Source organism: Adhaeribacter aquaticus DSM 16391 (assembly GCF_000473365.1).
Classification (GTDB): domain Bacteria; phylum Bacteroidota; class Bacteroidia; order Cytophagales; family Hymenobacteraceae; genus Adhaeribacter; species Adhaeribacter aquaticus.
Genome location: NZ_KI421517.1, coordinates 87,047 through 99,461, shown reverse-complemented (window position 1 = coordinate 99,461; position 12,415 = coordinate 87,047). Strand labels below are relative to the sequence as shown.

At 40.4% G+C, this 12,415-nt stretch carries 9 protein-coding genes; 6 read left to right on the top strand and 3 right to left on the bottom strand.

Annotated features, from left to right (window positions below):
- The first annotated feature begins 359 nt into the window (after positions 1–359).
- Positions 360–1,088, top strand: a complete 729-nt coding sequence (locus tag ADHAQ_RS0102235) for a hypothetical protein (RefSeq protein ID WP_034256513.1) — start codon at positions 360–362, stop codon at positions 1,086–1,088.
- A gap of 390 nt (positions 1,089–1,478) precedes the next feature.
- Here ADHAQ_RS0102235 and ADHAQ_RS0102230 read toward each other — a convergent pair whose 3' ends face one another.
- The 3 genes from ADHAQ_RS0102230 to ADHAQ_RS24280 form a co-directional block, all read right to left on the bottom strand.
- Complete coding sequence (locus ADHAQ_RS0102230) at positions 1,479–2,627, bottom strand: Gfo/Idh/MocA family protein (protein WP_026461541.1); 1,149 nt, start codon at positions 2,625–2,627, stop codon at positions 1,479–1,481.
- 19 nt (positions 2,628–2,646) lie between these two features.
- A complete protein-coding gene (locus ADHAQ_RS24285; protein ID WP_051359666.1) occupies positions 2,647–3,552 on the bottom strand; it encodes a sugar phosphate isomerase/epimerase family protein in 906 nt (301 codons plus the stop codon).
- Positions 3,553–3,673: 121 nt separating this feature from the next.
- Complete coding sequence (locus ADHAQ_RS24280; RefSeq protein ID WP_051359665.1) at positions 3,674–7,297, bottom strand: PVC-type heme-binding CxxCH protein; 3,624 nt, start codon at positions 7,295–7,297, stop codon at positions 3,674–3,676.
- A gap of 140 nt (positions 7,298–7,437) precedes the next feature.
- On the opposite strand from ADHAQ_RS24280, the gene ADHAQ_RS0102215 reads away from it, so the two are divergent.
- From ADHAQ_RS0102215 to ADHAQ_RS0102190, 5 genes are all read left to right on the top strand, one after another.
- Positions 7,438–8,316: an AraC family transcriptional regulator gene (locus ADHAQ_RS0102215; protein WP_026461540.1), complete on the top strand. Its 879-nt coding sequence runs from the start codon at positions 7,438–7,440 to the stop codon at positions 8,314–8,316.
- Positions 8,317–9,498: 1,182 nt separating this feature from the next.
- Complete coding sequence (locus tag ADHAQ_RS0102205) at positions 9,499–10,854, top strand: NAD(P)/FAD-dependent oxidoreductase (RefSeq protein WP_034256511.1); 1,356 nt, start codon at positions 9,499–9,501, stop codon at positions 10,852–10,854.
- A gap of 488 nt (positions 10,855–11,342) precedes the next feature.
- On the top strand, positions 11,343–11,534 hold the full coding sequence (locus ADHAQ_RS0102200; RefSeq protein ID WP_026461537.1) for a cold-shock protein: 192 nt from the start codon (positions 11,343–11,345) through the stop codon (positions 11,532–11,534).
- Between the two features lie 122 nt (positions 11,535–11,656).
- Positions 11,657–11,884, top strand: a complete 228-nt coding sequence (locus ADHAQ_RS0102195; protein ID WP_026461536.1) for a hypothetical protein — start codon at positions 11,657–11,659, stop codon at positions 11,882–11,884.
- A 181-nt stretch (positions 11,885–12,065) separates the two neighbouring features.
- Positions 12,066–12,326 carry a hypothetical protein gene (locus ADHAQ_RS0102190; protein ID WP_026461535.1) on the top strand — a complete coding sequence of 87 codons (261 nt, stop codon included), beginning with the start codon at positions 12,066–12,068 and terminating at the stop codon, positions 12,324–12,326.
- The last annotated feature ends 89 nt before the right edge of the window (positions 12,327–12,415 follow it).

Here is a 12,415-nt window from a genome sequence, read left to right as displayed (position 1 = left end):
ATTAATATTATTTTGGCAACTTATTAGCAATAGAGGCTCTGTTTAAGGTTCTTCTTCTAAAGCCCGCGCTAGTAGAATCGTGATATTTAGAATTAAATTCTATGAGGGGGCAGAGCCCATTAAGTTGAAACCAATTTATAATCAGACCAGACATATTATATTCCCTAATGTTGCGGTGAATGGCCATTGAAGGTAAAATAAAGAGCTAGCCTGCAATTCTATTAAATCATTTTCCTTATCCTCATCTTTATCCTTGTTATTTTAACCGGAAACAATATTTACCAGGCAGGACAAAATATAAAATGATTCTCGTATACTAAGCTGAATCTTATTTGTTTAGAATTTTATATTCTGGTAATATGGCCTTTTTACCTATTTTAATTTTAGCGCTGGTTCATTTAAATGTAGGCAAATTAAGGTTTTTAGGTGGTACACCCCGTAGTATCTGGCTTTCTGCAGCCGGGGGGGTATCTGTTTCTTATATTTTCCTGCATTTGTTTCCTGAGTTTCAGGAAGGGCAGGAGCAAGTCGAAAAAGCTATTCCGGCCTTGTTTTTCCTGGAACACCATATTTACCTTTTGGCCTTATTTGGGCTTGTCTTTTTTTACGGGCTGGAACGGTTTGTAATAAATTCTAAGAGCAGAAAACCAGAGCTGGAGGAAGAGAAGAAAGCAGGTTATGGTTCTGGTATTTTCTGGGTACATATTGGATCGTTTGCTATATATAATGCGCTAATTGGGTATACCCTTTTTTTAGAGGAAAAAGGGCAGGTTCGGGATTTAATTTTATTCTCTTTGGCTATGGCGCTACACTTCATCGTGAATGACTATGGTTTGCAAGAAAAACATCAAAATACATATGATAAAAAGGGACGTTGGGTGCTGGTTCTTTCCTTAACACTTGGTTGGAGTATTGGATTTTTCTGGAAAGTACCAGAAGAAGTATTAATGATGATTTTGGCCTTTATTGGTGGTGGTGTAATTCTTAATGTCATGAAAGAAGAGTTACCCGAAGAAAGAGAAAGCCGGTTTTGGGCTTTTTTATTAGGAAGTGCTTGTTACGCAGGTTTGTTATTAACTTTAAGGTAGTTGGGATGTATAATCAATATTCTTTTTATTTTTGATTTATTATCTGTAAAACAATTAACCTGGCTTCCTTTCAACCTGTTAAAGCCATAAGAGTTTCTTATATTTTATTTATAATTTATTAAATAGTAAAGAAAAGCCCTGGAGTAGTAATCAAACCTTATTAACCTATGATATAAGCTAGATAGTAGGTTTCTTTTCTTATTATTTGAAAAGTTAGGACGGAATCCAATAAAAAGGGAAAAGAAAAGGGAGGTGTCCAAATAGTTCTGGACACCTCCCCGAATAAATTATTCCTTACTGTCCTGCAGCTAAGGAGAGGGGCTTTTATTTTGATCGTTGCCTAGGCAAAAACAAATAAAGCCGGATTCCTTTTTTAGGTGGTAAAAAATGTTAGCCTGTTACCAAGGTTTGAGCTTCTGTTTGAAGGGTAGCCAATGTAAATTCCGGTAAGCGAATTAGTTCGCCACCCTTCATGGCTGACTCATGCGCCAGAATTCCTACACAAGTAATATTAGCCGATTGTTGAGCATTTGGATACGGTTCCCGATTTTCGGCCAAGGCTGTTAAAAATTCGTGTACCAGGTGTGGGTGCGATCCGCCGTGACCGGAACCTTGAATAAAAGATAAGTGCTGATTATCGTCAGTATCGTAAACGCCTTGGGTAGTAAAAGATCTGATTTCCTCTGGTAGTAAATGTGCATAATCCGGCGTCTGTACTTTGGAGGGCGTTTCGCCGGTATGAATGACATGGTCTTCGTGTTCAATGGCCGTCCATTCAAATGATTTTTTAGAACCATACACATCAAAGCTTTCGCGGTACTGACGCGCGGTGTTAAATAATGACCGGGTAACTTCGGCCGCTAAATCCGAGTCCTTTAATTTGATGTGGCAGGTTTCAATGGCAAAAGGCGACCCGTATTTCGGGATCAGGTTTTCGTCGATGCGGCCAGAGCCAAAGCAGGAAACATATTCGGCCTGCGCTCTGGGTAAAGCCAATACTGGTCCTACGCAGTGAGTGGCATAGTGCATTGGTGGCAGCCCTTCCCAATAACCTGGCCAACCAGCCATTTCCTGCTGATGCGAAGCCCGGATAAACTGTAGTTTGCCCAACTCCCCCTTTTCGTACATTTCTTTCACGAATAAAAATTCGCGACTGTAGATTACCGTTTCCATCATCATGTAGGTTTTACCGGTTTTCTCCACGGCTTCTACAATTTGTCGGCATTCCTCCACAGTAGTAGCCATGGGTACGGTACAGGCTACGTGTTTACCGGCATAGAGTGCTTTTAAAGATTGTTCTGCATGGTTCTGGATAGGCGTATTAATATGAACAGCATCTACTTCCGGATCCTGTAAAAGGGCATCGTAATCGGTGTACCGCTTCGCGATACCAAAAGCTGCACCAATTTCATTTAATTTATCTTCGTTGCGCTGGCAAATAGCATACATGTTGGCTAAAGGATGTTTTTGATAAATAGGAATAAATTCCGCGCCAAATCCTAAGCCCACAATGGCAATATTAATTTTCTCTTTTTTCATGGAAGTAATTATTTGGTGGTTATAATTCGATAAAGGAAGCACTGGCAGGAGCAGGCTTTTTGTCTTTTTCTCCAGCCCAATTCTTTAGGAATTTAATGCCTTCGGCGGCAAAAGAATCCTGGCTTGAGGCCAATGGCTTCCAGATACATACGGCACCGGCCAGTTCTTTATTAGCCGGGGTAAAGCTTTCAATGGAAACTGTGCCGGTGTAATTAATGGCTTTTAAACCCTTTTTAAAGGCGTCCCAGCGTGTTTGGCCTGTTCCAGGTGTGCCCCGGTAATTTTCAGAAACCTGCAAGTGAATTAAATTTTTACCAGCAGTTATTATGGCTTCTTCTATATCCGGTTCCTCAATGTTCATGTGGAATCCATCCAGTATAATTTTAGCAGCTGGATGGTTGATATCTTTTACTAATCGGGTTACATCTTCGGCCGTATTAACTAAGTCCGATTCGAACCGGTTTAGTGGTTCCAGTGCCAAATAAAGGTTACGGGCTTGAGCCATATCGCAGGCTTTTTGCAGGTTAGTAACGGCTAAATGCCATTCTGTTTGTTTTTGCTCCGGCGATACCTGTCGGGCTTTTCCCACTGCGGAATACATAGGTCCGGCAAAAAAAGGGGCACCTAGTTCTACACAAATATCCAGGCAGGCTTCTATATAGTTTAAGCTATTTTGCCTTAAAGTTTCGTCCGCACTGGTTAAATCGCGGGTAGGGCCAAAGGCCCCGCAAACAAGCACGCCCAGCCCGATTTCGTCTAAAGCCCGTTTTACCACTTTAGTATCTATCAAAGCCGGATCTTCTACGGCAATTTCTACTTTGTCGTAGCCCATAGCTTTAATTTTGGGAAACAACGAAATGGATTCAGTAGAGAATGGAGAAGTCCAGAGCCAGGTGCTTACTCCAAAGGTTATATCTAAAGGCATAATAGTAATACAGCTTCTTTTAAATAATTATTGATTAGAGGGTACTGCTTAAGTGCCTGGACAGGAGCCTACTTTTATTGTATCTCCTGCACCGGGCTTTCTTGGTATTATTTCTTAAGGTTTACCGCGTAATACTGGCTGACTTTTCGGGTAGAATTGCTTTCTCTACTTTCATTGTTCCGTTCATGATTCGCCAGTGTCCCGGGAACGTACATACATACGGATAGTCACCTGTTTTTTCGGGTGCTTTAAAACGAATTACTGTTCTGGTTTCTGGGTTTACCAGTTCGGTAGCAGCTAAAACTTCCGGCATTTTCGGTATATAATTTTTCTCAGAACCTTTCGGATCGCTGGCCATTTTGTCGGCCGCCGCGCCTACTTTATTCATGGCCCCCATTTGGGTAAGTACCCAGTTATGCAGCATGAAATCGGTATTCTCCAGAATTAATTCTACTACTTGTCCGGCTTTAACCGAGAAAGTTTTCTTATCAAACTGCATCTGGTCTTTCACTACCTTAATTGTAACAGTAACATCGGCTTTTTCGGCAACCTGGCCCACTTTGGTAGACCCATTGCTAACCTCAACAAAACCATTCGCGATATTGCCGGTCAGGTTAAAGTTATCGGCATAAGGGCCAAATTTCTCTCCTGATTTGCCATCAAAGCCAACTACTAAATTGGCCGGTAAGGCAGTTTGAAAAGCTCCTGGTGCTTTTCCTTTGGCTACTTCTTTACCATCTACCAGCAAAAGCATATTGCCATTTTTTTGCAGCACACCTTCTACCTGGAATCGGTTGGCATCCGGAACAGGAGCCGCAATGGAATAGGCTTTACCTTTTTGCTTTACTAACAGGTTGATTTTTTCGTCAGCTACATATATCCCGTAGCCATTCTCCTGGTTTCCCTGTGCTGCCACTACACCCGATAAGGCACCCGTCCTTGGTTTTATAATGGCTGCCCGTATATTTATTTCTTTGCCGTTTACATTTGGAGCCTGGTTGGCTGGAATGGTGGACCATTTATCTAATACGCGCACATCCCGATCCAGACTCTCCATAATACGGGCCATCAATGTTCCGGAATTACCGGCCATCTGGTGGTGGCTATGTTGCGTCATGGCGGCTTTAAATCCAGCTTGATGCCGGCCAACTGCTACGAATAAAGCCTGAGCTAAAGCAGGATCTTTTTCATTTTCGGCCACCATACTAGCCATGGCTAACGCCTCGCCGGTTTGGGCGGAAGTTGGCATTTCAGCTAAGGCTAACAAGGATATTAAGCGGGTATTCAGATCCGAATCAGTTAGTAAATTGGCTTTTAAAATAGCCTCCTGAACCAACTGAGTTTTTGGTAAAACCTGTAATGCATTTCTTCGAACCCCCGCTGCCGGATGTTTAAGTGCCTGCATAGCTACTTGTAAAGCACCGGCATTGTTGCCATCTAAAGCACCTAAGCCATGCAAGGTCCACAGGGCGTGTACGGCAGGCGCATTAATGCCAATTTCATCTACGCTTTGGTTAGCGGCTATTTTTATTAATTCGGGTATAACGGCTGTTATTTTATTTTCTACAATCAAGCGCTGGGCAGAAGTCCGCCAGAACATATTGTCATTTTGCAAGGCAGCTACTAAAGTTTCTGGTTTAGTAACATCCAGTTTAACTGGGGTGGAAGACTTAGCGCCTTTATATTTTACCCGATAAATGCGTCCCCGTTGGCGGTCACGGAGCGGATTTACGTAAGCGTTTCCTTTTCCATTTTGTGCCTGGTAACCTCCATTTTGCGGAGAAGGCGTTGGGTTGTGCTGGATGATAAAGTCATACCAATCGGCTACCCAAACCGCTCCGTCTGGTCCTACTTCGGCATGTACCGGGCCTACCCAATCGTCGCTGGAGGCAAAGAAGTTCCATCCATCTTTTTCTCCATAACCTGCGCCACTTGGTTCCAGAATGGCCTGGTGTACTAAGCGACCGGTTGGTTCGCAAACAAAGGCAATGCGGTTCCAGTATTCTTTTGGAAAATTACGGGCGGTGTAAAAATTATGTCCCGCAGCCGCAGTAAAACCACCGTGTACATCAACCTGGCGCAGGTTATGGGTCATGGTATGCATGGCGTAGTGGCCATCTATTTTCTTAATACCCTGCACTACCGGGTTAGCGGCCGGTGCTGGCGTATTGGAAGTGTTGGTAACTACTGCATTGGCTTGCGCTATTGGTTGGTTGGCTGGTGCCAATACCCGCCTGGTATATTTATCAGGCATATAATAAAAGGCGCTGTGGGTGTTATTCGCGGTAGATACGAAAATATCAAAATTCTCGGTGAAGCCTAAGCCCCAGGTATTGTTGCTGGTTTTAGCCAGGTGCTCCAGGCTTTTTCCATCTTTGTTAAACCGGTAGAGGGCCTGGCTGAATTGAATATTGCGGTCACCTTCTTTGCCATTGAAAGCAGCATACCCAACTGTACCATAAATTTTATTATCTAAGCCGTATTTTAAATTAGAAGGCCCGGCATGAGTATCGGATTTACCCCAGCCGGTAATAATGGTTTCTCGCACATCGGCTTTATCATCGCCGTTTGTGTCTTTTAAAAACAGGAATACCGGTGCCTGCGAAATAATAACGCCCCCGTTGGCAAATACTAAACTGGTCGGGATATTCAATTTATCTGCGAAGATGGTAAACTTATCGGCCTTGCCATCCCCGTTGGTATCTTCACAAATCTTAATACGGTCGTCTCCTATACCATCTTCATCCCGCACCTCATTCGGATAATCAACTGTTTCTATAACCCACAACCTACCTCTTTCGTCCCAGGCCATAGAAATAGGATTTACAACATCTGGTTCTGCCGCAAATAATTCTACTTCAAAGTCAGTCGGAACCTGAATTAATTTCTGCGACTGGGCTGTGGAGAGCGGGTTCTGGAATTTGGGAGCAGGATTGCGTTTTTCGTAATTTGGAATTTCATGGCCATCGTTATAGGTTAAGGCAGGCGGGGCATATTTTGCTAATAACTTATTTGGCTTTTCGCCTACCGCCCACAAAATGCCATTACCAACTAATTGCTGGAAAGATGGGTTATTCCAGGTGCGTTCGTCGTGGCCATAAGCGGTATAAAAAACGCGTCCTTTGCCTTGGGTTCTGGTCCAGGTCCAGGGTTCTTTCCGGCCTTCTTCGTCCCGTACCATAAGTACTTCATTGTCCGGTTGCAATTGGGAATGCACATACGTTTCATCCCAGGTTTCAAATGGAGCCATACCTTGCATGGTGGGGTGCTTAGCATTAACTATTTCAGTGGTAAAGGTGCCGGTCTTATGACTTTTGAATTGACCCCCTACCATTTTTACATAAGCAGGGGAGTTGCGGAAGCAAAAAGAGGCGCTATGAATTGGGATCAAGCCTTTTCCACTTTCTACGAACTCTGTTAAAGCCTTATCCTGTGCCGGTTCCATTTTGTCATGGTTGGCATATATTACCAGGCCATCATATTTCTTTAAGTTTTGGGAATTTAAATCGGTCGGATTGGTGGTATAGGTAATGTTAATCCCCCGGCTGAACAAAGCATTAGCTAAACCTGGCGCATATTTATTAGAATTATGATGCTCACTTTCGTGCCCCAGGAATAAAACTTCGATGCGACGCGGCCCACTGGCGGAGCCAGTATCGTCGGGTGTTTTAGAGGAAGATAGTTTGGTGCAACCATTGGCCAGGAGGCCGATAACGATTAAACCAAAAGATGCAAACTTTTTCATGTACAATAACTATGGTGGTGGATGTTATTACAAGTTTGCACGTTTTTATTTTAAAAATCTTTCTGCTTATTTACTATTTCTGACTGTTTTTTGATATATTTTAGTTGGAAATTTAGATTTTATATTATTATTTAGGAGAAATGCGCAGCGCTTTACACAAATCAGAGATTCCGGCCTCAAAAGCGTATATTATCAATTACTTGGATGACCCCTTTTTTGACACCAACTGGCATGCGCATTCCGAATACCAATTATTTGTGGTTTTGCAGGGAACCGGCACCCGTTTTATTGGTGACAATATTAGTCATTTTCAGGAAGGAGATTTGGTTTTTACTGGTCCGCATGTACCTCACTTGTGGCGCAACGATGATTTTTATTTTAACCGGGAAAATAAGTTGCGGGTAAAAGGCATTGTTATTTATTTTCCGGAACACCTTCTTTCGGATAGCTTACTCCATAAGGAGGAAATGTTGGAGATCCATCAATTATTTGAGAAAGCGAAAAGAGGGCTTAGCTTTAAAGGACAAACTGTGCCAGCCGTTACCCAAATGATGTGGGATTTGATTGAGTTAAAAGGGGTGGAGGGTATTATTCAGTTGCTTGCCATTCTGCATCAGTTAGCGGAAGCTAAAGACTTTAACTTTATTTCAAGCGTGGGATACATCAATTCGGGCAATGAGAAAGATAATGACCGGATGCGGGAGGTGTATAATTTTATTATGAAAAATTTTAAGCGGGATATTATGCTGGAAGAAGTGGCCGATCTGGCCAATATGTCCCCAACGGCATTCAGTAGATATTTTAAAAGCCGGACCAATAAACCATTTTCAGCTTTTTTAAGTGAGCTCCGGATAAGCTTTGCCTGTAAATTATTGATGGAAGATAAAGACTCCATAGCCCAGATTTGTTACGAATGCGGCTTTAATACCTTATCTAACTTTAACAAACAATTTAAAGATTTCACCGGAACTTCACCTTTGAAATACAAACAGGAATATCTGAAGGTCGCCGGTTTCTAATTTTTTAGAAAGAAGCATGGAAGAAAGTATAAAAGTAAGTAAGCCATATTAAATCGCTTACAGTTAGTTCTCATTTATATTAAAGAAAAATCTGTTTAAAATGAAAAGACCATTTATGATTGCATTTTTACTAAGGTTAAATAATTTTTACTAATGTTTAATAATGGTGCTTTTACCCAAAATAGAAAATGGGAAGCAGCGCTTGGAGTTGGGTTACTAGATTTGATCCATATAGGTTTAATAGAGATATAACAAAAAAAAGCAACCTTGGCTTTAATATTGGTTACGGTTCCTCACAATTAAATTCTTTTGTTCAATTCATACTTGAGTATAAACTAAATTTTCATTATTCTATAAAATTCCCCAACCTACCAACCTGGTTTTTTGGTCAAAGGCTTACTCACTTTTACGAAGATAACGGCACCAATATTTAGAAAACTTTATATCTAACTCCCAGCATTGGCAGACATTTAAATATTACTAATAGAATAGGCTCAAATATAGACATTGGTACCTTTATTAGGCTTTGGGAAAGTAAAACCCTCGGGACCGTATTTTTTTGTATTCTATAATTCTTAAAAAAAGAAGGTTATTAATGCTTTTTATTTTTTGCATTGTTATTCTCAACATTATACCGTTACCGCTATCATCTAACTTTAAAATGAAGCTTTGCCGGAGCAACTAATCCCCACGTAACCTGTTCCCCCATACTAGCCAATTAAAAGGGGTTTGGCAACTGAAGCTTTTGTGCAGTAGCTATTAGACTAAAGGAAATCCAAAGTATGGTGAAAATTAACTTTACAAAGGGAGAAGAAGAAGACATAAGTAGTGGATAAAATAATTAAATGTCAATTATACAGTTAAAAAAAGTAAAATAAAATACTTGCAATTATTTCAATACCTTATTCTTGAGTGGTGTTCTAATGGGAGTGGGTTAAGCCGGATATATAAGTTTAGCTGGTATCTTCTTGAGCGCCGGTAGTGTTGGTTTTATAATAGAATTACCAAGCCTTAAGTAAACCCCGAAGCATATAAATTCACCTTTCTTGTAAGCAAAAGAACAAGAAAGTTTTAAATCAATAAAACTCTATATTAAAATTAAAGTAGGATAGGAGGAAAGACACTTTTTAGGAGAGTCAGAGGAGGCTTACTCCTGTTAATAAACATATGAGGACTAACAATATGGATAATATAAAGACAATTGATACCCTTTCACTTAATATTCCGGATACCACTAAGCCCCGCGTTGTTATTATAGGAGGTGGATTTGGGGGCGTAAATGTAGCGAAAAAACTACAGTGCAAAGATTTTCAGATTGTTATGTTCGACAGACAGAACTACCATGGGTTTTGGCCACTTTTATACCAGGTTGCCACTGCCGGTCTGGAACCTGATGCCATAGCAGAGCCTCTGCGGAAAATGTTTGGCGGCGATAAGTACGAGGACTTTCATTTTAGGCTGGTAAAAGTTACGGGTATCAATCCTGCTACTAAAACAGTACAAACGGTTATTGGGGAGTTGGCTTATGATTACCTGATTATTGCCACTGGTACAAAATCAAATTACTTTGGAAATGAACAGGTGAAAAAAAATGCTTTCCCATTAAAGCAGATCCCGCACGCCCTGAACCTCCGCAGCCAGTTGCTGCAATGCTTTGAGCAGGCAAGTATGACCAAAGACCCTGTGTTGCGGCAAAGCTTGCTGAACTTTGTAATCGTTGGAGGTGGTCCTACCGGGGTAGAAACAGCTGGTGCCCTGGCCGAAATGCGTAAGCATATTCTGCCAACAGATTACCCGGATGTAGATTTTAGCAAAATGAATATATACCTGATTGAGGGTATGGATCGGGTACTGCCACCAATGTCGCAGGAGGCAAGTGCCAAAGCATTAAAATACCTGCAGGAATTAAATATTATAGTAAAGCTGAATGCCTTAGTAGAAACTTATGATGGCTATTTAGCAACCATAAAAGGAGGTGAACAGATTCCGACGCAAACCTTGGTGTGGGCTGCTGGAGTACAGGGGGCTTTAATTGATGGCTTACCGGCTGCATCTATTGAAAGAGGTCGTATATTGGTAAATCATTATAACCAAGTACTGGGCTTCAATAATATTTTTGCTATAGGCGATATTGCCTTTATGAAAACTGAGAAATGGCCTAAAGGGCATCCTGGCGTAGCACAGCCCGCTATACAACAGGGTAAATTATTAGCTAAAAATTTAAAGCGCCTTATTGCTGGGCAGGAACTAGAACCTTTCGAGTATTTTGACAAAGGCTCTCTTGCCATTATAGGCCGTAACAAAGCAGTGGCGGACTTGTCTAAAAAAGTGCATTTAGGCGGCTTCCTGGCTTGGGTTATCTGGTTGTTCGTGCACATTATGTATTTAATTGGTTTCAGGAATAAGGTGGTGGTGCTGAGTAACTGGATTTATAAATTCTTTACCTATGAAAATAGCACACGCCTCATTATTCGTCCGTTCATCCGGAAGGGTGATGTGGCAAAACGAAGGTTTATTGATAAATATGAAACGGAGTAAACCTTAGTTTACTTCAAGCAAATTTTTATTTTGACAGGCGTTTGCCAATGGAAACAGATTTTCCTAGCCGGCCCAAATCTAGTGGTCGGCTAGGAAAAAGCTAATACAACTAAAATCCACACCAGCCCAATTTCTCAAAAGTGACTGGTAACCTATTATGCAATAAAAGACAATTTAGAAGCTTTAAAAAGGATTTTAAAGGAGAGGTGTTTGTTTCGCATCTTACATTTATCCATCTGCTATTTTTTTACTTCCTGACCAATTAACTACCGGCATGCCTGTTTCATGCCTCCTTTAAACTACTAAATATAAGGTTGAGCTTCCGATAAATTCACGAGCCAGTAATACCCAAAGAGCATTTCTTAAGCTTAAAATTATGATTGCCTATTGCTGAAAAATTTAGAATTGTAAATTATTTAGTCTATATTGTAAAAAAATGGAACATATATGCCGCTACTTATGTAGTAGGTATATAATAACAACACAATATGAATAACGGAACAGTAAAATTCTTTAATGACCTGAAAGGGTTCGGGTTTATTAAAGAAGCAAATTCAGATCAGGATTACTTTGTACATTTATCTGGTTTAATAGATAACATCAGAGAAAATGACCAGGTAACTTTTGACCTGCAAGAAGGAAGAAAAGGACTAAATGCGATTAACGTTAAACTCGCTTAGTTTTTAAAATAATAATTCCAATTAAGCCTTACTTCTAGTAAGGCTTTTTTATTGACATACCGGAAAAGGATAAAACTATTCGGCCCGGTTGGAAAAATAATCAATCATTTCTTATCAATCAGATGAACAGAAAATATTTAGTCGATACTACCACCCATGAGTACTTATGTGTAGCCTTAAAAAAAGGGCAGGATTGGGTAGATAACAACCAAAAATCTTTAAAAAGCTTTATGGACTCCCGTCCGGATAAGAATAAAGAAGATTTTAAATTGATTTCTGGCGAGTTCAACGACAACTCTTTTTATGAGAAGTGGATACGTAACGGCACAAATTTTGTGTTTCAGTACTAGGTCCAGAACCGAAAACATTTAATTAAAGAAAGATCTTACTGTTATGGCTAATTATTAATCTCCTTTTGCATTTATTTAGATAAACGGAGGTTAAAATTATTTTTTATTAGTAAGATCTTTCTATTTGCTTCCTGCTATTGTTTACCATCCAAATATTTAAGAACCGGATTACTTCAAAAATATGATAACAGGAAAAGAATTTATCTCCTTAGAGGATGTCAAAAAAGAAATGTTAGAATTCTGTTTACAGGCACAATGCCGAACGGCTATTCTGGAACATTTTCTTATATCAGGCCTGTCCGTTAATTCTGCCAAGTATATTGAGCAGTTACTGGCACAACGATACCTGAAGACTAACTATTTAGAGAAACGTAGTGCCCGCCAGGAGAAATATGTGATTACGCAGAAAGGCTTAAACTACTTAAAAGCGATAGCATATTAAATTTTTGCTGCTGGCTTTGCACGGTCATGGTAGAATAAGAAAATTTTCCGGGCATACATGATTCTGATTAAAGACAGGTTCTTATTAAA